The following is a 23,270-nucleotide window of genomic DNA, read 5'->3' as shown; positions in this document are numbered from 1 at the left end:
CCGCCCCCGGATGATCGGCCGGAACGGTGACTAGGCTGGGCCGGGTGACTGCCGCGCTGATCCGGGTGACCGGAGACCTCGACTCGGTGACCACCGTCGGCCCCGAGGCCGACCCGGCCGACGCCGGCCTGACCCGCGCCGACATCGACGCCGTCTGGGAGTCGGTCCGCGACTGGTACCGCCTCGGCACCACCCCCGCCATCCAGCTCTGCCTGCGCCGCAACGGCCACGTCGTGCTGAACCGCGGCATCGGCCACGGCTGGGGCAACGCCCCGCGGGACGCCCCCGACGCCGAGCGGGTACTGCTCACCACCGGCACCCCGTTCTGCGGTTTCTCCACCGCCAAGGGCGTCGCCGCCGCCGTCACCGCCATGCTCATGGAGCAGGGCGCCTTCGCCGCCGACGACCCGGTCGCCGAGTACCTGCCCGGCTTCGCCGCCAACGGCAAGGGCGCCATCACCATCGGCGACGTGCTGAACCATTCCGCCGGAATCCCGTTCATCACCCCGCCCTACCGCGGCTCCGAGCTGGTGCTGGACGAGGAGCTCGCACTGCGCGCGCTCGCCGACCTGAAACCGGCGTGGCCGCGCCGCCGCTTCCGCGTCTACCACGCCCTCACCGGCGGGTTGATCCAGCGCGCCGTGGTGCGCGCCGCCACCGGCAAGCGCATCCGCGACCATCTGGCGGAGCGGGTGCTGACCCCGCTCGGTTTCCACTGGACCAATTTCGGCGTGCCGGAGGAGCGGGTCGACGCCGTGGTGCCGAGCGTGAAGACCGGCCCGCGCCCGTCGAGGACATCGGCCTACCTGGCGCGGAGAGCGCTCGGCGGGGGAATGAGCGGTGCCGTCTCCGCGGATGCGGTGCGCAGCTTCCTCACCGCGGAATTGCCGTCGGGCAACCTGGTGACCACGGCGGAGGAACTCTCGCGCTTCTACGAGATCCTCACGCGCGGAGGCGAACTCGACGGCGTGCGGATAATGGAGCCGGATACCGTGCGGGCGGCGGTAGCACCCGCACCGTGGCTACCGGGCGCGGCGGGCCGGGTGAGCCGGGCCGGTTTCGAGCTGGGGGCGCGCCGCTCCAAGTTCGGGCGGCACACCGAAACGCACTTCGGGCGCAGCGGGCTCACCACCCAGTACGGCTGGGGCGACCCCGCCCGCGGACTGTCCGGTGCGGTCCTGACCAATGGCAAGGCCACGACCGACACGGACCGTCCGTGGCGGCTGGTCGCGCAGATCTCCGCGCGCTTCGCCCCGCTCCCCGCCGGGGAGCGGATCTTCGACCTCTGAGGGTCAGAGGCAGATATTGATGCTGACCGGCGGCGGCACCGGGATGTTGATGCAGACGGAGACCGAGCCGGCGACCGGCTCGGCCCGCGGGGCGTCCGCGAGCGCGGCAGGCGCGGCGAGCGCCCCGGCGGCCAGTGCGATCGCGGTGACGGCGGCTGCCCTGGTGACGGTTCTGAGCATGATCGTTCCTCGCTGATGGTGTGGACGGTTGACCCGTCCGATCATGCGCCGCCGCCGCGTGACGGGGCAAGGGGGTTCCGGGCGCGGGCCAGCCTGCAGTCCGCTTCGCGCCGCTGGTCACGCACCACGTTCGGAGAGTCCGGACGCAGGTCGGAGGGGCGGCCGCGGTGGTCACGCGCCGAAATCGGGAAGGTTCGGGGGAACTACCGTTCGCGATACGGCTGTCCGAGGTGATCGGTCACCGGCATGCGCGAGCGACGGGCGAGTGCGAAGAGACTACGAGCCATGGGGGATCACCTCGAATCGGAATCGGCGCGCCGAGCACGCACAGCGGAGGAATTGCCGGAGCGGGGAGTGGAAAACCGGTGCCGCACCCAGGGGCGGCGCGTGACGGGGTCGAGGCGCTCACCCGAGGGCGGCGGCGACCGCCTTCCCGGTATTCGTGATCATGAGAACAAGGGTGACACGGAATCGCGCCGCGGCGCAATCCATTTCCGGGCGGTTTATCCGGAGCCGGGCACGCCGAGGTTGCGGATCCAGTTGTCGTCGTCGAACACGATCGCCTCGGTCAGCGCCTCGATGTTGTCGTCGGCGTCGATCGGGGCGAAGAGCTCGGGTTCGTTGGGGTCGTCGAAGGGGTTCGTCATACTGGCTGGAATCCCGCTCTCGCCTGTGCGCAAACGCGATCCCGCGGGACAACCGGGTCAGCCCCCTTGATGCTCCAGCGGCAGGGTGCGGCGGTGGGCGCGCAGGCAGCCGAGGAGGGCCGGGCTGCTGCTCGACCGGGTCGGCTCGCGCGTGATGATCGCCGCGGGGGCAGTGCTCATGGCGGCTGGGCAGGGGCTGCTCGCGCTCACCGACCTGCTCCCGCTCGCGGTTGCCGGACGGGTGCTGGTCGGCATGGGCGACGCCTTCACCTTCATCTCCGTGCTCCGGCTCGTGCCGCGCTGGTTCCCGGCCCGCCGGGTGCCGGTGCTCTCCCAGCTCACCGGCATGCTCGGCCAGCTCGGCCAGGTGCTCTCCGCCATCCCGTTCCTGGCCGTGTTGAACGCCGCAGGCTGGACCACCGCCTACCTCTCCGCCGCCGCCGTCGGCGTGCTGCTCGCGGTGCTGGCGCTCGTCGCCGTCCGCGGGCCCGATCCTCGGCGTGCTCAGCGCCAGGCACCCGTTCCGCCGCTCCCGGCTGGTGCTGGTCATCATCCGCGCCAACATCACCGTCTGGACCGCCGTGCTCGCGCTGCCCGGCCCCGCCCCGCTCTGGCTGCTCGCCCTGCTCGTGGTGGTGATCTCGGTCGGCGGCCCCGGCTCCATGATCGGCTTCGACCACGCCCGCATGTTCAACCCCGACCGCAGCCTCGGCACCGCCCAGGGCATCGTCAATATCGGCGGCTTCCTCGCCACCCTGCTCGTCGTCGAGACCATGGGCATCGTCCTGCAGCACGCGGGCGGGTACGGCTTCGACGCCTTCCGGCTCGCCTGGACCGCGCAGTACCCGATCTGGATCGTCGCCGTGACGGGGGTGCTGATCACGCGGCGCAAGACGCGGTCGCGGATGGCGGCGGAGGGGATCGATGTCCCGCTGCCCCGGCGGCGGTAGCCCGACCGGTTCGCCGGGCGAATCCGGGGTAACGCTCCGGCAAGCCGGGCCGTCGTGCGGGATAGCGGCCGGTGCAGTGGGAAAAGGAGTGGTCTGCGGTGTTCGTCGTACGTGGAAGCCGCGGAGATGCCTCCGACACAGAGCAATTGATCATCGACTGGCTGCAGGCCGGGGAACAACCCGGGATCGCCGTCTCCGGCTGCCGGTTACCCGCGCCGGGCGGGCTCCGGAAGGTGCTCGGCACCGGCCTGGACGCGGATCTGGTGGTGTTCACGCCGCGCGCCTGCCTGGTGATCGACATCGAGATGCCGACCGCGCCGATGACCGGGGACATGCAGTGCCCGGCCGCGGAGCCGTGGCGGATGGCGGGAATCTCCGGCGATCCGATCGAGGTGCGGTTGCGGGACACCAACCCGCTGGATCGGCTCACCGAGACCATCGAGGCGGTGGGAGCTGTTCTCGGCGGGGAGGATTCGCCGGTCGAGGTGCTCGGGTTGCTCGTCGTGGTGCCGTTCGCCGGGGTGCCGATCACGATGAACCTCGATCGGGAGGGGTTGCCCGCGGGGACCGATGTCTTGCTCGCGGAGGATCCGCATCAGCTGTACGAGCGGCTGGCGGCGGTCGAGCAGGTGCGGTCGGTGGTGTGGACCGCGGAGCGGGTTCGCGGGGCGCTCGATGTGCTGGTGGGGGAGCAGCACGGGCTCACCGGCGAGCAACTCGTCGCGATGGGGTTCCCCGGTGCCGGAACAAATTCCGGGGCCCCGTCCGGCGTGGTGCTCACGCGGAACACCGATACCGCTCCCGCTGGTCCGGCGCCCGGGCAAGTGCCCGCCGCGGCAGGGCCGCCGCCTGGCACCGCTGCGGTGCCGGGAGCCGCTCCCGCGCCGGGAACCGCGGGGCCGCCGCCCGTCGGAGCCGTTCCCGCGTCGGGAACCGGGGGGCCGCCGCCCGTCGGTGCCGTTCCCGCATCGCGAACCGCAGTGCCTACTCCGCTCGGAACAGCGGCTGCGCCGCCGGATACTTCGGTACCGGGCATGCCGCCGCACCCCGCCCCGACGGCGTCGGCCGTCGGAACCGGCCCCGCGCCGAGCGTGGCGACAGCGGCCGAACCACCGCCGAACACGCACGCCGGCCCGGCGTTCGCGCCGCATTCCCCCTCACCGGACGGAACACCACAGGCCCCCTCCCCGGCGGACCCACCACCCCCGTCGCCCGGCTCCCCCCTGCACTCCGTAGCCCGCAAGCGCACCCCGCTCACCTCGATCCTGCTGGCGATCCTCGCCCTGATCGCCTTCGGCACCGGCCTCTGGCTCTTCAGCCAATGCGCCGCCGCGGACGACGCCGCACCGCGGGAGAGCACCCCGCTCCCCGTCCAGACCGTGGCCGACCGCCCCGAGCCGGTCCCGGCACCGGCCCCCGCACCGCAGACCCCGACCTGCTACCCGTTCCAGCCGGGTTGCTGACGGGTCGTCCACTTACGATGCTCTCCATCGATGGGATGCTGATGACCGCCGGACAGCAGAGGACTTTCACCGGCTTCCTCGCCACGGCGCAGGGCACCAACCCGGACCTCTACGCCGCAGCGCAACTGCGCGGCTACGACCGGACCCTGCCGCCCGGGTACGCCACCGACGAGGGGGTCGGACTGCTCTACCTCGGTACGACATTCGCCGGTGCGTTCGCGGAGAACAGTGACGGTGGCGCCTATTTCGTGGAGCCAGGAGGCGAGCACCGGCTCGACGTCACCCGGCTGTGACGTGCTCGGAATCCAGCGCCGCCATGTGTTGGGCCGGGTACCGCTCCCCGGCCACCTCCCCGGCCACCTCCCCGGCCACCTCCCCGGCCGGAATCGCCGCCTCGACCGCGGCCAGCTGCTCGTCGCCGAGTTCCAGCTCCACCGCCCCCAGCGCCTCGGCGAGCCGCTCCCTGGTGCGCGCGCCGATGAGCGGCACGATATCGCCGCCGCGCGCGGCGACCCAGGCGATAGCGCTCTGCGCGACGGTGGCGCCGAGCCCGTCGGCCACCGCCCGCAGCGCCTCGACCAGGGCGAGATTGCGGGTCAGGTGCTCGGCGCCGAAACGGGGGCTGTGCGTGCGGAAATCGCCGTTTCCGCCGGAATCCGGCCGCCAGTGCCCGCCGATCAGTCCCCGGGCCAGCACGCCGTAGGCGGTGACGCCGATGCCGAACTCCCGGCAGGTGGCGAGGATGTCGCGCTCGACACCCCGCGTCGCCAGCGAGTACTCGATCTGCAGATCAGCGAGGGGCCGGACCGCCGCCGCCCGGCGAATGGTCGCCGACCTGACCTCGGAGAGCCCGATATGCCGGACATATCCGGCATCGACCAACTCGCCGACGGCCCCGACCGTCTCCTCGATCGGAACGGCCGGATCGAGCCGCGCCGGCCGGTAGACGTCGATGTGATCGGTACCGAGCCGCCGCAGCGAGTACGCGACCGCCGCCTTGACCGCGTTCGGCCGGGTATCGATGCCGAGGAAGGCACCGTCCGGCCCGACCTACGGGCCGAACTTCACGCTCAGCTGATACCGCTCGCGCGGCAGCCCGCGCAGCGCCTCGGCGATCAGCACTCGTTGTGCCCGGTGCCGTAGAAGTCGCCGGTGTCGAGCAGTGTGATCCCGGCATCCAGCGCGGCGTGCACGGTGGCGATGCTCTCGCCCCGGTCGGCCGCGCCGTACGCGCCGGACACGCCCATGCAGCCGAGGCCGAGGGCAGAGGTGGTCAGAGTCCCGAGGGTCTTGGTGTCCATGCGGTCAGCCTGCGTCGGGTGCCGCGGCGGTGGCAGGACGCGGGTAACAGGGACTCGCGGTCCCTCCCCGCCTCGGCCGGGCTGAGCCAGACTGTCTTCATGGACCGTGCTGCGCTCGCCGAATTCCTGCGGCGCCGCCGGGACGCCATCCAACCGGAGGAGGTCGGGCTCCCGGTCGGTGCGCGCCGGCGGACCAGCGGGTTGCGGCGCGAGGAGGTCGCGCAGTCGACCGGAGTGAGATGTCGGTTACACACTCCTCGAACAGCCGTACGCGGCCGAGAGACGACAACGTCACCTCTCCCCTCTATCGATCAATCTCTGACCACATCGCAACCGCGTGTAGTCGGTCGGCTGTGATCGGTTCTGCACGGTACGGATCGGTGTCGATCAGACCTGCTGACCTTCTGGCCTGCCGATGCTGGACTGGTTTCGTTCCTTTCAAGCGAACGGAGACCAGTGATGTGGACCGAGATCGGTAAGACGATACGCAAGGCAATGGACGGATGGCCGGCACTGGGCCGGTTCGTCGTATGCGTATTGGTTCTGACTACCGCAGCGGCCGTGCTGATGTGGGTGAACGGGCGGTGATCGGCACGCTGATGAGGGGCTTGTGAAGGAAGATGGTAGTGATGACTCACAGCGATCCCGGCGCCCGTGCAGCCTTGGCCGCCGATCTCACAGAACTGCGCACCCAGGTCGGTGGACCGAGTTTCCGTCAACTAGCGTCGATACTGGCGAAGGAGCATCCGGGCGCGGTGAGCGCGACCACACTCCGGGACGCTACCGCAGCTAGTGCGGCAGTGCCCAAGCCCGCGACAGTATTCCAGTTCGTGACCGCGTGCCGTATATACGCCGATAGGGCCGATCGCGGCTTGGATCCAGCTCGTTTCGACCTCGACGCATGGTACTCAGGCTGGAAACGGATCGGATCGACGGACGATCCTCCTGCCGAGGAAGAGCTGGCTAGCCTTCGGTCTGCTGTCTGCGGATCGAACCTGGCAAACCAGTACAGATCGGCGACGGTTGTGGGTTTGGTTCCTCGGGAGCCAGGCCACTTCATTCACCGCGAGCAGCTCACCGCCCTCGGCGACGGATTGGCACGGGGCCAAGTGGCAGTCGTGGTGACTGGGATGCGAGGGGCGGGCAAGACTCAGCTAGCCGCCGCATATGCCCGCGAAGTCCTCGACCACGGAACAGATCTAGTCGGTTGGGTGAACGCCGAGACGGCCGGGACCATGTACGCGGGATTGGCTGAGATCGCCGATCACCTCGGCGTTGCCGCCCCAGATGGAGATCCCGTCAAGTCCGCGCACCGGTTGCGCGACTACCTCAACAACCATCCTGACCCGCATCTCCTGATTTTGGACAACGCCACTGACCCTGATCTGGTCCGCACGGTCACTCCCACCCGGGGCGGGTCGCGCGTCGTGATCACCACCGCCGACAACGCCTTGCGGCGGCTGGCAGATGTAGTCGTCGAAACCGGATCCGGCTACACACCCGAGCAAGCCTACGAATTCCTGCGTGCCGCAACCGCCAACGCAGACGACCCCGACGGCGAGAAGACCCTGGCGCTTGAGTTGGGGTATCTGCCGCTCGCATTGGCCGCGGCTGCGGCCACGATCACCGCAGCTCGTCCATCGTTGTCCTACTGGGCGTACGTACAGCGGCTGCGGTCCCAGCCGTTGCCGACCGCATTGCGCCGGCGAGCGGATGCCGACCACCCCCAATCCACTGATCAAGCCATCATGCTGTCAGTCAACGCCGCAGAATCCGCCACAGGCGATCCCCAGCTCGACGCCGTAGTTCGCTGGTTACTAGGGATATTTGCGGTGCTGGCCCCCTCTGGGGTGCGCCGGGAGTTACTCCACCACCCCGATCCGGACCTTGAGATGCTCGTCGATGACGCGATCGATCACTGCGTGCGGTACAGCTTGCTGTCCTGGTCGACCGACGAAACCAATGTGCTTGCGCACAGACTCACCGCCCGCGTCCTGCTTGAACGTGCCCGCGACGCTGGTGTCGGTGATGAAATCCTCACCGACGCACTGGATTTGTTGAGCCCGCATTTGTTCGGTCCCGAGGAGGCATGGCAACATCGCGCCCAGGGAGCAGACTTGGTCGATCAGATCGAGGCGGTCTGGTCCGGCGGTCTCCCCGCGCGGGCTCAGATCAGCCCACATGAGCGCGCTGTTCGCGCCCGATTTTGGGCCGTGAATCACCTGATCGACACCGCAAGTGTTACCAGGGCCGTCGCTGTCGGTGTTCAGACCCTTTTCGACTGTGAGCAGATCCTGGGGCCTGACCACCCCTACACACTGACCTCGCGCAACAACCTCGCCAGCGCATACGAATCCGCTGGCCAAATCGACAAGGCGATCCCCCTGCTCGAGCAGAACTTGGCCGATACCGAACGTATCCAAGGACCCGATCATCCCCACACACTGATCACCCGAAACAATCTGGCGGTAACGACCCGATCCGCCGGACAACTCGACAAGACAATTCCACTGTTAGAGCAGAATCTCGCCGATCTTGAGCGCATCCTCGGCTCCGACCACCCCAACACCCTGTCGGCCCGAGGAAACCTCGGCCAAACGTACAGAGTCGCCGGGCTACTCGACGCGGCAATTATGCTGTACGAGCAGACCGCCGCAGAGAGCGAAAGAATCCTGGGATCTGACCATCCCGACACCTTGTCGCACCGTAACAATGTCGCGGTCGCGTACGAAGTTGCCGGACAATCCGATAAGGTGATTCTCCTTCACGAACAGATCCTCACCGACCGTATACGGATTATGGGACGCGACCACCCAGATACCCTCGCTTCGGTTAACAACATCGCCATCGTATGCGAATCAGCCGGAGAAGTAGATGTCGCGATCACCCTGTGGGAACGGATAAGCGCGGATTGTGAACGGATCGTCGGACCTGACCATCCCAACACCTTGCTCTACCGAAACAACTTCGCGCACGCGCACGGAGTCGCCTACACACGAGGAGCCGCCGGACAACTCGACAAGGCAATCTCCCTGTACGAGCAGATACTCGCTGATCGAGAACGGATTCTTGGACCTGACCACCCCGACACTCTGATCTCCCGCAGAGATCTCACGTGGTTGCGTGATCGGGGGACCGCAGATCGCGGGAGCATCAGACCTGACGAACCATGAGGGAGGCAGGCTATAGCAAACGTACGACCGACCGCACTACACTACACACTGATCCGGTCCGGCCCGCGGTTCAGGGCATGCCGTGGCGCTGCGAGAGTCGACAGCTACTTCGGTGCACAATGAGCAGATGAGAGCTAATAAGTCCGAACGAGTAGTCGAGATAGAACACCTGACTAACCTCGGGCAGAATGTCATTAATTTCATAACAAACTCAGCGGACATGCTTAATCGAACGTATTATGCGATTGCTCTCGGAAGCAAAGCGAAAGTCTTAGCTGAGATGACGTCGAAGACTCTGGGATATATTTCGGATGCTCCTAAGGAGTATCTTGAGGTAACTGAAATTCTCCGTGAGCACTGTGACGCTCTAGTTGCCGATATCGAAGAAAAGTCACACTGGCTGGACCTGCCGCCGGAAGGGTTGCCGCTCCTGCACGCAACGCATTTGATAGGTATATGGGGAGCTCTTGAGACCTTCGTCGGCGACTTGTTTAAGGCTACGTTGAAGTACCGACCTGAAGTTCTGGAGGGCAAAGCATTCGAGAAGGTATCACTTCCCGTCAGTGTTATAGCCGCAGGTGGTGACGAGCTGTATTCTACTATTTACCAGCGTGTGCTGCCCCCCGGAAGCGGCCACATCGGCAAACTTGAAGACGCCTTGAATAAAGTTGGCCTGGGTGGCCCTATCGACGAGAAATTGAAAAAAGATCTACAGAGTGCGCATCAGATAAGAAACGTATGGGCGCACAATGCGGGGGTAGTCGATGGACATTTCATGAGTCAATGTCCATATCTCGGGTACTCGATAGGTGACGCTGTGGAACTAACGGCAGATCAATACAAATTGCTGACACAAGCTGTTGTTGATTACGTGACACTTATTCTGAGTCGAATCGGGCGGCGGGGGTTAGGCGGCCTCGACCCAGAACCACACGGATAGGAGTAGGTAGCGGCCTACCCCGGCCGGGATGTCGGTCGACTACTACGGGCGGCTGGAGCAGGCTCGGGGGCCGCAACCGTCGCCGCAGATGGTGCGGGCGCTGCGGCTCACCGAGGACGAAACCGATCATCTCTATCGGCTGGCGGGGCACGCGGTGCCGGATCGCGGCGGGGTCGCCGGCCATGTGCGGCCCGCTCTGCTGTACGTCCTGGATCGGCTGCACGACGCGGCGGCGTCCGTCTGCACCGACACCGAGGTGGTGCTGGCACGCAACCACCTGGCCGGGTTGCTCATGGGCGACCTGGACGGGTTGACCGGGCTGCCCGCCAGCGGGATCTGGCGCTGGTTCACCGATCCGCGCGCACGTGATCCGGTGCCGCCGGGGGAGCGCGACGAGCACAGCCGGATCCGGGTGGCGGATCTGCGGGCCGCATGGGCGCGCCGGCGGAACGACGCCGATATGCGGGAGCTGGTCGACGGGTTGCCGGCGCGGAGCCCGGAGTTCGCCGAGCTCTGGGCGCGGCACGAGGTGGCGGTGCGGCGGAGGCAGCGCAAGCTGGATTGCGAGGTGCCGGCGGCCGCCGATGCGCAGCACCTGGTGGTGCTGACCCCACCTGCCGGGTCGGCGGCGCTGGAGCAGTTGCGGCTGCTCGCGGTGGTGGGGGATCAGGTGATGGGCTGAACGATCAGCGCCGCAGTTCGAAGATCCGGAACCGCCGCCCGGCGGCCAGCCGCTCCTCCATCCGGTATCCGGGCCAGAAGGCGAGCGCCGCCGCCCAGGCCCGCGCACGCTCCGCGCCCTCGAGCTCGGTGACGGTCACCGGGAAGTTCCGCCCGTGCAGCCGCACCTGCGCGGTGTCGGCGGCGCGCAGGTTGGCCGACCACACCGGGTGCTCGGCATTGCCCCAGTTGGAGCCGATGATCAGGAAGTTCGCGCCGTGCGGGACGTAGAGCAGCGAGGTCTCGCGCGGCTTCCCGCTCTTGCGGCCGGCCACGGTGAGCCGCAGGGTGGGCAGCCCGGCGAGGTCGAGCACGCCGAACCGGTTGCCGCTGACCCGGCGCAGGAATCGCTCGGTGGGCAGGATCAGGGGGGCGGCGCGCATGACCCACGGCTGCTGTCCGAGCCGGCGGGCAAGCGGCGAGAGCGGGTTGACGGGCATGTTCCGGCTTTCCCGCCGGCGCGGGGGTGAAACGGCGCGCCGTAGAGTCGGGTACGTCGGAAGGAGCGGGATGAGCCGGGTTCTGGTCGTCGGCGCGGGCGTCGGCGGGCTGGCGGCGGCGCTGCGGCTGCGGGCGCTCGGACACGAGGTGACCGTGCTGGAGCAGTCGGCGGAGATCGGCGGCAAGCTCGGGGTGCTGGAGCTGGACGGGTTCCGCTTCGACACCGGGCCCTCGCTGCTGACCCTGCCGCACGTGCTGGAGGAGACCTTCGCCGCGGCAGGCAGCTCGGTGCACGACGTGCTGGAGCTGCGAAAACTGCCGATCGCGGCCCGCTACCGCTTCCCGGACGGCACCGAGCTGGACATGCCGGGCGAACTCGCCGACATCCCCGCCGCGCTGGACGCCGCGCTCGGCCCCGGCCGCGGCGCGCAGTGGTCGGCACTACTCGGGCGCGCCGAGAAGATCTGGGATGTCACGCACGAGCCGTTCCTGGAGTCGCCGATGGGGCTGCGCACCATGATCGGCGGCATCGCCACCCCGGACCAGGTGCGCACGGTGGCCCCCTGGCAGACGCTGCGCGGCCTCGGCCGCCGCTACCTGGACGACCCGCGGCTGCGCTTCCTGCTCGACCGCTACGCCACCTACACCGGCTCCGACCCGCGCCGCGCGCCCGCCGCGCTCGCCTCGGTGCCGTGGAGCGAGCAGGCCTTCGGCTCCTGGTATGTCAGCGGTGGACTCGGCCGGATCGCCACGGCGCTGCGGGACCGCCTGCTCGAGCTGGGCGGCGTGCTGGAGACCGGGACCGAGGTCACCGAACTGGTCACCGACCCGAGCGGCCGGGTCACCGGCGCCCGACTTGCCGACGGCACCAGCCGCGCGGCCGACCTGGTGGTCGCCAATGCCGATGCCGGACAGGTGTACGGAACGTTGGTGCGCACCAGGCAAGCTCAGCGCGCGAGAGCCCGGCTGCGCCGCGCGACCCCGTCGCTCTCCGGCTTCGCGCTGCTGCTCGCGCTGGACGACCCGCCACCGCTGGCGCACCACTGCGTGCTCTTCGCCGAGGACTACGACGACGAGTTCGACTCGGTCTTCGGCAGGAACGGCCCGCTGCGCCCGGTCCGCAGCCCCACCGTCTACATCAGCGCCCCCGACGACCGGGAGATCGTGCCCGAGCCGGGCACCGGCGCCTGGTTCGTGCTCGTGAACGCGCCCAGGCACGCCCCGGAGCACGACATGGACTGGGACACACCGGGACTCGCCGGCCGCTACGCCGACCGGATCCTCGACCTCATGGCCGAGCGCGGCGTCGACGTGCGCGGGAAGATCCGGCACCGGGCGATCATCCACCCGGCCGAGCTGGAGCGCCGCACCGCGACCCCGGGCGGCTGCATCTACGGCTCCTCCTCCAACGGCCCGCGCGCGGCCTTCCTCCGCCCGGCCAACACCGCGCCGGTGCCCGGGTTGTACCTGGTCGGCGGCTCGGCGCACCCCGGCGGCGGGCTGCCGCTGGTGCTGCTCTCCGCGCGGATCGTCGCCGGACTGGTCGGCCCGGCGCGGGCGGGCGACAGCGGATAGGGTTTCGATGTCGCCCCGAGTGGGCATCGCGGCGGCGAGTACAGGGAGCGTGATGGCGTGAGTTTCGAATGGTCGCAGCTGCTCGGCCGGATCGTCGACTGGCTGCGGGCCGGCTATCCGGACGGCGTGCCCGAGCAGGACCGGGTGCCGCTGCTCGCGCTGCTCGGCCGCCGCCTGAGCGACGACGAGGTGGAGCAGGTGGTCGCCGGGCTGGTCGCGCAGGGCACGCTGCCCGCCGACCGGGTCGAGGCCGGCGTCGCCATCACCCGGCTCACCCAGGAGCTGCCGCGGGAATCCGACCTCGCCCGGGTCAGGGAGCGGCTGAACGCGGTGGACTGGCCGGTCGAGGGCACCTGGCGGCCGCCGGTGCTGCCCGGCGGCCCCTCCGAGCACAACGCCAGGGTCGGCTACCACGACGATCTGCGCGGCCTGGCCGAGCTGCTGCACGGCCTGTGCCTGCGGGCGGGCGCGGTCGTCGCGCTGGCCACCACCGCGCTGGTCGAGGCCGAGCTGAGCAGCGCCGAGACCGCCATCGACCTCGCCGCCGAGGCGGGCGCGCTGCGCGCGGAGATCGAGCGCGAGGCCGCCAGGTTGCTGGCCCTGCAATCCCCGGTCGCGGGCGAGCTGCGGCAGGTGGTCACCGCCCTCCAGCTCGGTACCCACCTGCGCCGGATGGCCGCGCTCGCCGCGCACATCGCGGCCGCGGCCAGGCGCAGGCACCCGGAGCACGTGGTCCCCGAACCAGTGCGCCCGCTCGTCGCCCGCATGGGGGCGGCCGCCGCGGCGATCGCCGCCACCGCCGCCGAGGTGCTGGAATCCGGGGACGCCGAGGTCGCGGCCGGGCTCGCCGACCAGGACGACACCATGGACGACCTGCACGAGGAGCTGCTCGCCACGGTGCTCGGCCCGATGTGGGACCACGGCGTCGCCGCCGCCGTCGACCTCACGCTGATCGGCCGGTACTACGAGCGCTTCGCCGACAATGCCGTCGAGGTCGGCAGGCGCACCGTCTTCATGGTGACCGGGGTTCCGGTCGGCGCGCGCCCGGGCGAAACCCGGCGCTGAAACCGGGAATACCGCGCTGACCGGCGCTGTTGCACGGGTCAGCGAGTTCGGCCCTTGACCGGGCAGCGCCGCCGGACGTACTCTGGCCGCGTCTTCTCCCCGGCGGATGTAGCACTGCTCCCGCACCGAGATTCCGAGAATCCCTCTCGCCTCCGCGCAGCTTCTGTGTTCTGCGCACGTCTGCGGCCGCTTGCCCGGACGTCTCCGAAACCCCCACTCTCGCAAGGACATTCCCATGACAACCGAAGAACGTGCCGTCACCGGCATCCTCGACATCACCGGCGGTACCGCCACCCTGCGGGTGCGCGGCTACCTCCCGGACGACGGCGACCTCTACCTCGCACCCCGCCTGCTACGCGAAAACGGCCTGCGCCGTGGCGATTTCGTCACCGGCGTGGCGGGCCCCGGCGCCCGCGGCAAGCGCGACCCGCTGCTGCGGGTGACGACCGTCAACGGCCTCGACCCGGCGCGGGCGAAGGCGCGGCCCGCCTTCGCGGAGCTCACGCCGCTGCACCCGGACCAGCGGCTGCGGCTGGAGACCGAGCCGCACGAGCTCACCGGCCGCGTCGTCGACCTGGCCATGCCGATCGGCAAGGGCCAGCGCGCGCTGATCGTCGCCCCGCCGAAGGCGGGCAAGACCTCGGTGCTGCGCGCCGTCGCGCACGGCATCGCCAAGAACCACCCCGAGTGCGAACTGGTGCTCGTCCTGGTCGGCGAACGGCCGGAGGAGGTCACCGACTTCACCCGCTCGGTGCCCGGCGATATCGCCGCCGCGACCTTCGACCGCACCCCGGCCGAGCAGGTCGGCATGGCGGAGCTGGCGATCGAGCGGGCCAAGCGGCTGGTCGAGGCGGGCCGCGACGTCGTCGTGCTGCTCGACTCGCTCACCCGGCTGGCCCGCGCCTACAACCTGGCCGCACCCGCCTCCGGACGGATCCTCTCCGGCGGCGTCGACTCCGCCGCCCTGCTGCCGCCGAAACGCTTCCTCGGCGCTGCCCGCAATATCGAGAACGGCGGCTCGCTCACCATCGTCGCCACCACGCTGGTCGACACCGGCTCGCTGGCCGACACCGTGATCTTCGAGGAGTGCAAGAGCACCGGCAACGCCGAACTCGTGCTCGACCGCGCCGCCGCCGAGCGGCGCACCTTCCCCGCCGTCGATCTGCCGCGCTCCGGCACCCGGAGGGAGGAGCTGCTGCTCACCCCCGGTGAGCTCGCCGCCGACGCGCTACTGCGCCGCACACTCGCCGCGGCCGCGGGCGGCAAACCGCTGGAGCTGCTGCTGACCGGGCTGCGCCAGGTCGGCACCAACGCCGAGTTCCTCGCCGGGGTCAGCGCCGCGCAGCGCTGAGCGCCGTCGGCCGAGCCGAGTGCCGTCGGCCGAGCCGAGCGCCGTCAGCCGACGGTGCGCGCCCGCAGGTCGGTGAGGCTGTGCACCCAGGTGCGCGGGCCGATCCCGGCGATCATCCAGCGCACCCGGATCCCCGCGGGGCCGGAGCCGGTGCGCCTGGTCACCCGGCGCTCGAAGTACTCGCCCGGCGCGCGCCCCTCCGAGACGAAGCTCGTGTAGGGGTCGCCCGGGTCGATCGGCCCGAGCTGGACGTCACCGACCGGCTCGACGGCGATCATCGCCGCGCGGGAATGGGTGGCGTTGGTGAAGCGAAGTACGCCGTCGGTTGGACTGGTCACAGTCCACGGTTCCACGAGATTCTCCCCTGTCGAAGACGCGTCAACCAATGTTGTTACGCTCTCAATCGTGACCCCCCGATGGCGCGTTACGTCAATATGCCGCCCCGAAGAACGGCGTCCGGGCGGTGCCTGGACCATGAACGGCAGGGAAATGCCGGGTGATCGCGGGTTCGCCCCCTGCGGGGCGGAGCGGCCGGGGCGCCGGTGAGGTGACCGGGCTCACTCGCCTCGGGTGGAGGCGGTGGCCGCGCGATCACCACGGGTAGGCTTGGTGGCGCCCCGGCCGTCTGACCCCTGCCGGCGCGGGTGGAACGGAACGGTCGGTCGTGTCGAGTCGCTCGGCGCGGTCCGCGGTGGTTTCGCCCCGGCAGGGGGTCTGGTGTCGATGACGATGTAGCCACCGGCCGTGCGGGTAAACGTGGCCGGGTTCGAGGAAGTTTCGCGGGGTAGTTCCGCGGTGAAACCGGTGTGACTCAAGGGGCAGGTGGGATCCATGACGACGACGATCGAGGCCGATAGCGTGGAAAAGGAGAACCTGCCGGAGCGGGCCTTCGGCCGTCCGGCCGATTGGCACCCCGGTTCCTACTGGTGGGATGCGGGCACCGTCCTGGTCACCCACGAGGTGCTGCCGGGCCGCTGGGAGACGCGGAAGCGGCTGGTGGTGCCCGCGGGCGACGGCAGGCTCGCGTTCCGGGTGTCGTCGTGGTCGCCCGAGGTCGAGCAGCTGGTTCGCGATCCGCGGGTCATCGTCCAGTCCGGCGACTGGCGCGGGGTGCGGGCGCTCGGCTCACGTGAACAGCAGGGTGAGGCGCTGATCTTCGGCGAGGGCTCGGTGCTGAACACCGTGCGCGAGGGGATCCGGATCAAGTACGGCGTGCGCGGCTCCCTGGCCAGGTGGGGGCACCGGATGGCCCGCGGCTCCGCGCCCTTCGCCGATCTGGCGGTGGTGGTCTCGGTGCACGAGAGCGACTTCCCGATCATTCACTGACCTCCGCATTGTTTCCGGTCGGAAATACGGGGGCGCCGCGCGGATCGCCCCCCGATCGGTACCTTCGTTTTCCGGATAGCGGCCATCGCCGACGGCGAGCCGGTGAACCCCCGATGATCTGCGGTTATCTCGCCGGACGGCCGCGCGTGCGCTCCATACTCGACCCGGCCGCGCCGTCGGCGCGGCCGTAGAGCGACGTGAGGGAGCCAAGTTGAGCGAACCGAACGAACGTGATGTCGCCGCCGCCCTGCGGGCAGCGTCCCCCATTCTGCTGGGATCGGGGCCGGTGGCGGCCCCCGCCGTCGAGCCGCCGGACCCGGATGAGACCTGGGAGCTGCCCAACGGCATCGCCTGGGTCTACTACGGCGACCGCGGCCACGCGGGGCTGACCCGTCCGGTGATCCTGGCCGACGGCTTCAACAGCGGGCCGAGCACGCTGAAGTTCAGCTACTCCGGCTTGGAGCAGAACGGCCGGTACCCGCTGATCTCCGAGTTGCGCAAGCGGGGCCGGGACGTGATCCTGCTCGGTTTCACCGAGCGCAGCGCCTCCATCCTGGACAACAGCCACGCCGCGCGGGCCGCGATCATGCGGGCCATCGCCCAGCGGGCGGGCGATGAACCGCTGGTGGTGGGCGGGTTCAGCATGGGCGGGCTGGTCACCAGGCACGCGCTGGCCGCGCTGGAGACGCAGGGGATCGACCACCAGACGGCGACCTACTTCTCCTACGACAGCCCGCACCGGGGCGCCAACATCCCGATCTCGCTGCAGAGCTTCGCGCACTACATCCGGGATCTGGACAGCCGGTTCTCGGACCAGATGAACAGCCCGGCGGCGCAGCAGCTGCTGTGGCGGCACATCGCGGACTGGTCGGACAAGCCGGTGATGAGCGAGCTGCGCGTGCAGTTCCTCGAGGAGCTGCGCCGGGTCGGCGACTGGCCGCGCCGGCCGCGGCTGCTCGGGCTCGCCAACGGCCCCGGCACCGGCGTCGGCAACGGCATCGGCGCCGGGCGGACCGCGGTGCGCGGCAAGGGCATCGGGATCTTCGGCACCGACCTGCGCACCACGCCGACCGGCGGCGACGACCTCGCCGCGGCGCTTCGCGTGGTCACCGTGCAGAAGAACGAGGTGCACACCCCCGACCTGCCGGATATCGACGGCGCGCCGGGCGGCACCCTGGCCGGCTTCGGGATCCTCGCCGATGGACTGAACAAGATCTTCGGCCTCGGCGTGGAGAACCCGATCCCGGAGCACTGCTTCGTCCCGGCGGTGAGCGCGGTCGACGTGCGGAACCTGGACACGCACGCGGAGCTCTACACCCCGATCGACGAGCTGGTTCCGGAGGAGAGCGCCTTCGACGACTTCGTGCTCGCCTCGGCCAGCGAACCGCACACGCAGATCACCGAGGAGCTGTGCGGCTGGTTGCTCGACCGGATCTGACCGCGATCCCGGCCACCCGTCGCAGCCCGCGGCGGGTGGCCGTTCGCAAGAATCTTGTTCTCGTTATACGGATCGACGTACTTACGGAGTGGTAATTTGATTCTTCCGTAGGTTCGCTCGACTCGAAGGCGGCCCCCATGGTCACCGAACCCGTCTACTGGGACCCGTTCGACCGCGACATCGCGCGCGACCCGTACCCGGTCTACGCGCGGCTGCGCGCCGAGGCGCCGCTGTACTACAACGCCACCCACGACTTCTGGGCGGTGAGCCGCTACGACGACGTGGACCGGGCGCTGCTGGACTGGCGGACCTTCTCCTCCGCCCGCGGGCCGATCCTGGAGATCATCAAGGCGGGCATCGAGATTCCGCCGGGCACGCTGCTCATGGAGGACCCGCCCGCGCACGACATCCACCGCGGGCTGCTGGCCCGGGTCTTCACCCCGCGCCGGATCCTCTCGCTGGAGCCGCGGATCCGGGAGATGTGCGTGCGCGCGCTCGACCGGCTCGCCGGGCTCGACCGGTTCGACCTCATGGCCGCCTACGCGAACGAGGTTCCGATGCGGGTCATCGGGATGCTGCTCGGCATCCCGGAGGCGGACCAGCAGGCGGTCCGGGACCGGGCCGACGCCAACCTGCGCACCGAGCCGGGGCAGCGCATGCAGGTCTCCGAGCGGGCGATCCCGAACGCCGACCACTTCGCCGAGTACATCGACTGGCGTGCCGAGCACCCGTCGGACGACCTGATGACCGAGCTGCTGCAGGCCGAGTTCGTCGACACCGCCGGCGTCACCCGCACGCTGACCAGGCAGGAGATCGTGACCTACATCTCGGTGGTGGCGGGCGCGGGCAACGAGACGACGGCACGGCTGCTCGGCTGGCTCGGCTCGCTGCTGGCCAGGTACCCGGAGCAGCGCGCCGCGCTCGCCGCCGATCCGCGGCTCATCCCGAACGCCATCGAGGAGACGCTGCGCTTCGAGCCGACCGGGCACGCCATCGCCCGCTACGTCACCGCCGACGTCGAGCTGCACGGGCAGGTCGTGCCCGCGGGCAGCGCCATGATGATCCTGGTCGCCTCGGCCAACCGGGACGCCGAGCGCTGGGACGAGCCGGACCGCTTCGACATCCATCGGAAGGTCAGCAACCTGCGCACCTTCGGCCTCGGCACGCACTTCTGCCTCGGCGCCTCGCTGGCCAGGCTGGAGGCGAGGGTGGCGCTGGAGGAGCTGCTGGCGCGCTTCCCGAGCTGGGACGTGGAGTGGGACGGGCTCGAGCTCTCGCCCACCTCCACCGTGCGCGGCTGGGAGCGGCTGCCACTGGTCGTCGGGTAGCGGTCAGACCCGGCCGAAGCGCTCGCCCCAGGCGTGTAGCCGGTCGCGCAGCTCCGCGGGCTCGACCACCGTGAAGTCCGCGTCCAGCGAGCCGAGGCCCATGATCGGCCACTCCAGCGAGTCGGCGGTCATCCGCACCCGGCAGCTGCCCGCGTCGATCTCCTCGGCGGTGCACCAGCGGCCGATCCTGGCCCTGACCTGCTCGGCCGAGGTCTGCACGAGCGCTTCGATCCGGTACGGCCGCGGCACGTTCTCGACGGCGGCGCGGACGAAGGCGGCGGCATCGGCGGCGGGCAGCTCGCGCGGGCGGAAGCGGGAGCCGTCGCCGCGCGGCTCGGTGAGCCGGTCCACCCGGAAGCTGCGCCAGTCGTGCCGGTGCAGGTCGTAGGCGACCAGGTACCAGCGCCTGCCCAGCGCGACCAGGCGGTGCGGCTCGGTGTGCCGGTCGGCGCTGCGGCCGTCGGCGGCGGTGTAGCCGAAGCGTAGCCGTTCGGTGTCGCGGCAGGCGGCAGCCAGGGCGGTGAGCACGGTGGGGTCCGGGCCCGCGGCCACCGCGTCCCAGGTGGCCGGGACGGTCATGGCGCGCAGCGCGTCGACCCGCTTGCGCAGCCGCGGCGGGAGCACCTGGATCACCTTCGCCAGCGCCCGGATCGAAGGCTCGGCGACGCCCGCCACGCCGCCGTGCGCGGCCGTCTGCAACCCGATGACCAGGGCGACCGCCTCCTCGTCGTCGATCATGAGCGGGGGAAGCGCGGCGCCGGGCGCGAGCTGGTAGCCGCCGTCGACGCCGCGGTTCGCCTGCACCGGGTAGCCGAGTTCGCGCAGCCGCTCGACATCACGGCGCAGGGTGCGCGGCGAGACGCCGAGCCGGTCGGCCAGCTCGGTGCCCGGCCAGTACCGGTGCGTTTGCAGAAGTGACAGCAAGCGCAGGGTTCGGGTGCTGGTATTGGCCATGTTCTCGATTCTGCGCGGAATTGCGGCCGGAAAGTGGCCGCAATGGGTTCTACCGTAGTTCTCGAAGCCGGAACCACTCGACCGAAAGGCCCGACATGACCACCTCCACCGCCACCCCCGCCGTCCTCGACGCCGAGCGCGAGGATCTGCTCGCCATGCTCGGCAAGGCCCGCTTCTTCCTGCGCTTCACCGTGCGGAACCTCACCGACGAGCAGGCACGGGAGCGCCCGACCGCCAGCGAGCTCACCCTCGGCGGGCTGATCAAGCACGTCGCCGCCACCGAGCGCGGCTGGGCCGACTTCCTCGTCGACCCGTCCTCGATGAAGAACATGGACGCCATGACCGAGGCCGACTTCGCCCAGCGCGACACCGACTTCCGCCTGCTCCCGGACGAGACCCTGGCCGACGCGCTCGCGACCTACCAGCAGATCGCCGACCGCACCGACGCCCTCGTCGCCACCGCCGACCTGAACGCCCGGCTCCCCCTCCCCGCCGCCCCCTGGTTCCAGGAGTCCACCTGGTCCGCGCGCCGCGTGCTCATGCACATCGTCGCCGAGACCAACCAGCACTCCGGGCACGCCGACATCATCCGGGAGTCGCTGGACGGTCAGAAGACCATGGGCTGAGCGCGAGCTGTTCTCGACATCGGTGTCCTGGACGCCACCGTCATCTCGAAGGCCGTGCGCAAGGCGCCGGACGCGCGGGTGATTGCCCGGGTGGACGCCGGTCCGTTTCGCACACCGTTCGTTTCATCTATCGCGGTGGCCGAGATGCGCTGTGGCCCGGCTACCACGCCCGGCGGAGCGCGACCGCATGCGGGAGCGGTTCGAGACGCGGGTCCGCCCACCGTTCGCCGCCCGGGTGCTTCCCCTCGCCGAGGTGTATGCCGAGCTCATGGCGAATGCCCGCCGCCGAGGGGACGCCATCGGCCGCTCCGACGGCCACATCGCCACCGCGAAGGCAGCGGGGAAGAGCGTAGCCACGCGGGATTCGGCGTTCCGGGCTACCGGCGTGCCCGTGATCAATCCCTGGGAGTAGCGCTTTCCAGCACGGCAAGGTAGGTGGCGACCGGGCCTGCGGTGAGGAGACCGCCTGCGGCACCCGCTATTTCGGCGGCGGCGGAGGTGAGGGCGGTGTGGGCTCTGGTGATGGCGGCGAGGTCGGAGGTCAGTAGAGCGGCTCGGGCCGTTGCGCACCAGAGGACTTCGGCGTGCGGGTCGGGCGGGGGAGGGGGGACGGTGCGCAGGGCGGTTCGGGCAGCTCGGTGGTCGCCGGATTCGGCGAGCAGGAGGGGGCGGAGCCAGGGTTGGGCGGGGCCGTGGCCGGTGTCGTCGATGGGGCGGTCGTGCTGGAGGTGCAGGGCGGCGAGAGCGAGGGGGAGCAGGCCGGCGGTGAGGCCGGGCATGCCGGAGCCGGGAAGCGTCTCGGCGGCTCGGAGGTAGGCGGCGCGGGCTCGGTCGAAGGGCTCGGTGCGGGCGGTGCGCAGGGCGCGGTACCAGGTGGTGAAGACGGTGACCAGGGGGATGTCGTGCGTGGTGGCCACGGTGTCGACGGCGGTGGCGTGCCGGTCCGCGGTGTCGAGATCGTCCAGCGCAGGCGGATTGCAGGCGGATGAGGTGGCCGAGGACGGCGGGGCGGACCAGGCCGTTGCGGTCGGCGAGCGCGAGCAGTTCGGTGCCGAGTTCGGCGCGCTCGGAGGCGAGGCCGGTGCGGGTGAAGCTCTGCATGTATCGGCCGTTCAAGGCGTGCGCGAGCAGGGTGGCGTCGCTGAGCTCGCGGGCCAGCCGCTCGGCTTCCCGTGCCGCGTGCGCAGCGCGCGGGGTGGCATCGCCGCCGCGGGACTCCACCGCGATGGTGGCGAGCAGGCGGCAGCGGAGGGCGGGCGCCGCGGGGAACGCGGCGAGGTTGCGTTCGGCGGCGCGGACGAGGGCCCTCGCCCGGGGCGGGTCGTCCGCGCGGGGCCAGAGCGCGGGGACGTCGTAGCCGCCGATCACCCGGGCGGTGAGCTCGGGGTCGCCGAGCTCCTCGGCGGCGGCCACGGCGTCGGAGCGGTGCCGCTGGGCGGCTTCGAGGCCGTGGCCGCCGGTGAGGGCGAGGTCGCGCAGCAGGCCGACCGTGGAGGTGAGGCGGGTGCGGTCGGAGACGGTACCCGCGTAGGCGGCCGTGGTCTCGGCCCAGACGCGGGCCGCGCCACCGGCCGGGTCGAGGTGCTCGGCCTGGTTCAGCACCTCCCGTTCCAGCCGGGCGAGCCGCGGGCCGGGGTCGATGCCGAGCCGGTCGCGCAGGACGGTGCGGGCGCGGCGCACGGTGCCGAGCGCGTCGGCCTGCCGGCCGGAGCGATACAGGGCGAGCGCCAGGAGCCGCCAGCCCTCCTCGCGCCACGGGTGCTCCAGGACGTGCGCATCGAGTTCGGCCGCGGCGGAGCCGGTGTCGCCGAGTGCGATCCGCGCTTCGGCCAGGCGTTCGATCGCGTGCAGCCGGAGTTCGGTGAGGCTGGTGCGCGGGGCGACGGCCCACGGCGCCTGCCCGGCCTCGGCGTAGGCGGGGCCCCGCCACCAGCCGAGCGCCTCGGTGAGGGTGGCGGCGATGTGGGCGGGCGGTGCGTCGCCGAGCGTGTCGACGGCGGCGGCGAAGCGCCAGGCATCGACGGCGGAATCCGGTAGCCGCAGAGCGTAACCGGGACCCTCGGTGACAAGCAATCGCGGCGGCGTGCGCGGCACTCGGTCAGGCTCAAGCGCGCGCCGCAGCGCGGCGACGAAGGTGCGTACGGTGCCGACGGTGTCGGTGGGCGGCTCGGGCCACGCCGCGTCACCGGTACTCCGTCGCACCGCGCGCCGACCGGTGCCGTTCTCCGGCAGCCGCGGTGGCGGCGCATCGGCCGCGAAGCCAGGGGGCGCGGCGATGGCATTGCCGGAACGCGCGGGAGGCTCGGGCCAGAGCGATTCGATCAGCGTCGGGACCGGCACCACCCGACGATGCGCGATGACGAGCCGCGCCAGCAGGGCGCGCTGCCGCGGCCCGCCCAGCGTTACCGGGGCACCTGCGCCGGACTGCGCGCGCACCGCACCGAGCACGCTGATCTCCATCACCGCACCCTAGCGGCGCTCATCGGTTGCTCATCCGCACCCC

At 70.6% G+C, this 23,270-nt stretch carries 19 protein-coding genes and 5 pseudogenes; 16 read left to right on the top strand and 8 right to left on the bottom strand.

Annotation, left to right across the window (positions count from 1 at the left end):
- Positions 1-44 precede the first annotated feature (44 nt).
- Positions 45-1,289 carry a beta-lactamase family protein gene (locus tag LTT61_RS06970; protein ID WP_233019109.1) on the top strand — a complete coding sequence of 415 codons (1,245 nt, stop codon included), beginning with the start codon at positions 45-47 and terminating at the stop codon, positions 1,287-1,289.
- Between the two features lie 3 nt (positions 1,290-1,292).
- Here LTT61_RS06970 and LTT61_RS06965 read toward each other — a convergent pair whose 3' ends face one another.
- A complete protein-coding gene (locus LTT61_RS06965) occupies positions 1,293-1,469 on the bottom strand; it encodes a hypothetical protein (protein ID WP_233019108.1) in 177 nt (58 codons plus the stop codon).
- A gap of 503 nt (positions 1,470-1,972) precedes the next feature.
- Entirely contained in the window at positions 1,973-2,116 is a 144-nt protein-coding gene (locus tag LTT61_RS06960; protein ID WP_233019107.1) for a hypothetical protein, read from the bottom strand.
- Positions 2,117-2,234: 118 nt separating this feature from the next.
- Here LTT61_RS06960 and LTT61_RS06955 point away from each other — a divergent pair.
- The 3 genes and pseudogenes from LTT61_RS06955 to LTT61_RS06945 all read left to right on the top strand — a co-directional run.
- Positions 2,235-3,066, top strand: a pseudogene (locus tag LTT61_RS06955) (MFS transporter); the annotation flags it as partial.
- Positions 3,067-3,212: 146 nt separating this feature from the next.
- Positions 3,213-4,529: a hypothetical protein gene (locus LTT61_RS06950; protein ID WP_233019106.1), complete on the top strand. Its 1,317-nt coding sequence runs from the start codon at positions 3,213-3,215 to the stop codon at positions 4,527-4,529.
- Between the two features lie 41 nt (positions 4,530-4,570).
- Entirely contained in the window at positions 4,571-4,822 is a 252-nt protein-coding gene (locus LTT61_RS06945; RefSeq protein WP_233019105.1) for a hypothetical protein, read from the top strand.
- Here LTT61_RS06945 and LTT61_RS06940 read toward each other — a convergent pair.
- A pseudogene (locus LTT61_RS06940) lies at positions 4,809-5,830 on the bottom strand (aldo/keto reductase). The gene LTT61_RS06945 and the pseudogene LTT61_RS06940 overlap by 14 nt on opposite strands.
- A gap of 99 nt (positions 5,831-5,929) precedes the next feature.
- Here LTT61_RS06940 and LTT61_RS06935 point away from each other — a divergent pair.
- The 4 genes and pseudogenes from LTT61_RS06935 to LTT61_RS06920 all read left to right on the top strand — a co-directional run.
- A pseudogene (locus tag LTT61_RS06935) lies at positions 5,930-6,065 on the top strand (transcriptional regulator); the annotation flags it as partial.
- A 394-nt stretch (positions 6,066-6,459) separates the two neighbouring features.
- Positions 6,460-9,003 carry a tetratricopeptide repeat protein gene (locus tag LTT61_RS06930; protein ID WP_233019104.1) on the top strand — a complete coding sequence of 848 codons (2,544 nt, stop codon included), beginning with the start codon at positions 6,460-6,462 and terminating at the stop codon, positions 9,001-9,003.
- Positions 9,004-9,130: 127 nt separating this feature from the next.
- Positions 9,131-9,943: a hypothetical protein gene (locus LTT61_RS06925; protein ID WP_233019103.1), complete on the top strand. Its 813-nt coding sequence runs from the start codon at positions 9,131-9,133 to the stop codon at positions 9,941-9,943.
- 28 nt (positions 9,944-9,971) lie between these two features.
- Positions 9,972-10,625, top strand: coding sequence for a transcriptional regulator (locus tag LTT61_RS06920; protein ID WP_233019102.1), 654 nt, complete (start codon positions 9,972-9,974; stop codon positions 10,623-10,625).
- Positions 10,626-10,629: 4 nt separating this feature from the next.
- On the opposite strand, the gene LTT61_RS06915 is transcribed toward LTT61_RS06920, so the two are convergent.
- Positions 10,630-11,103, bottom strand: a complete 474-nt coding sequence (locus tag LTT61_RS06915; RefSeq protein ID WP_233019101.1) for a nitroreductase family deazaflavin-dependent oxidoreductase — start codon at positions 11,101-11,103, stop codon at positions 10,630-10,632.
- 70 nt (positions 11,104-11,173) lie between these two features.
- Here LTT61_RS06915 and LTT61_RS06910 point away from each other — a divergent pair, with 70 nt between their 5' ends.
- From LTT61_RS06910 to rho, 3 genes and pseudogenes are all read left to right on the top strand, one after another.
- Positions 11,174-12,679, top strand: a complete 1,506-nt coding sequence (locus tag LTT61_RS06910) for a phytoene desaturase family protein (RefSeq protein ID WP_233019100.1) — start codon at positions 11,174-11,176, stop codon at positions 12,677-12,679.
- Between the two features lie 57 nt (positions 12,680-12,736).
- Positions 12,737-13,744 (top strand): DUF3349 domain-containing protein, encoded by a 1,008-nt coding sequence (locus tag LTT61_RS06905; protein ID WP_233019099.1) that lies wholly within the window; start codon positions 12,737-12,739, stop codon positions 13,742-13,744.
- A gap of 256 nt (positions 13,745-14,000) precedes the next feature.
- Positions 14,001-15,095: pseudogene (gene rho, locus LTT61_RS06900) on the top strand (transcription termination factor Rho); the annotation flags it as partial.
- 44 nt (positions 15,096-15,139) lie between these two features.
- Here the strand turns inward: rho and LTT61_RS06895 are convergent.
- Positions 15,140-15,433 (bottom strand): hypothetical protein, encoded by a 294-nt coding sequence (locus tag LTT61_RS06895; protein ID WP_233019098.1) that lies wholly within the window; start codon positions 15,431-15,433, stop codon positions 15,140-15,142.
- A gap of 493 nt (positions 15,434-15,926) precedes the next feature.
- Between LTT61_RS06895 and LTT61_RS06890 the strand changes: the two genes are divergently transcribed.
- From LTT61_RS06890 to LTT61_RS06880, 3 genes are all read left to right on the top strand, one after another.
- On the top strand, positions 15,927-16,421 hold the full coding sequence (locus tag LTT61_RS06890; protein ID WP_233019097.1) for a hypothetical protein: 495 nt from the start codon (positions 15,927-15,929) through the stop codon (positions 16,419-16,421).
- A gap of 211 nt (positions 16,422-16,632) precedes the next feature.
- Positions 16,633-17,859, top strand: coding sequence for a hypothetical protein (locus LTT61_RS06885; RefSeq protein ID WP_233019096.1), 1,227 nt, complete (start codon positions 16,633-16,635; stop codon positions 17,857-17,859).
- Positions 17,860-17,996: 137 nt separating this feature from the next.
- Entirely contained in the window at positions 17,997-19,187 is a 1,191-nt protein-coding gene (locus LTT61_RS06880) for a cytochrome P450 (protein ID WP_233019095.1), read from the top strand.
- Between the two features lie 3 nt (positions 19,188-19,190).
- Here LTT61_RS06880 and LTT61_RS06875 read toward each other — a convergent pair whose 3' ends face one another.
- Positions 19,191-20,141, bottom strand: a complete 951-nt coding sequence (locus LTT61_RS06875; protein ID WP_233019094.1) for a helix-turn-helix transcriptional regulator — start codon at positions 20,139-20,141, stop codon at positions 19,191-19,193.
- Positions 20,142-20,236: 95 nt separating this feature from the next.
- Between LTT61_RS06875 and LTT61_RS06870 the strand changes: the two genes are divergently transcribed.
- On the top strand, positions 20,237-20,767 hold the full coding sequence (locus LTT61_RS06870) for a DinB family protein (protein ID WP_233019093.1): 531 nt from the start codon (positions 20,237-20,239) through the stop codon (positions 20,765-20,767).
- 187 nt (positions 20,768-20,954) lie between these two features.
- Entirely contained in the window at positions 20,955-21,179 is a 225-nt protein-coding gene (locus LTT61_RS06865; protein WP_233019092.1) for a hypothetical protein, read from the top strand.
- On the opposite strand, the gene LTT61_RS06860 is transcribed toward LTT61_RS06865, so the two are convergent.
- Both LTT61_RS06860 and LTT61_RS32920 read right to left on the bottom strand, forming a co-directional pair.
- Positions 21,163-21,684, bottom strand: coding sequence for a hypothetical protein (locus LTT61_RS06860; RefSeq protein ID WP_233019091.1), 522 nt, complete (start codon positions 21,682-21,684; stop codon positions 21,163-21,165). The genes LTT61_RS06865 and LTT61_RS06860 overlap by 17 nt on opposite strands.
- A 739-nt stretch (positions 21,685-22,423) precedes the next feature.
- Positions 22,424-23,227: pseudogene (locus LTT61_RS32920) on the bottom strand (AfsR/SARP family transcriptional regulator); the annotation flags it as partial.
- Between the last annotated feature and the right edge of the window lie 43 nt (positions 23,228-23,270).

The organism is Nocardia asteroides (assembly GCF_021183625.1).
Taxonomy (GTDB): domain Bacteria; phylum Actinomycetota; class Actinomycetes; order Mycobacteriales; family Mycobacteriaceae; genus Nocardia; species Nocardia asteroides_A.
This window is presented reverse-complemented; position numbering and strand designations above follow the sequence as displayed.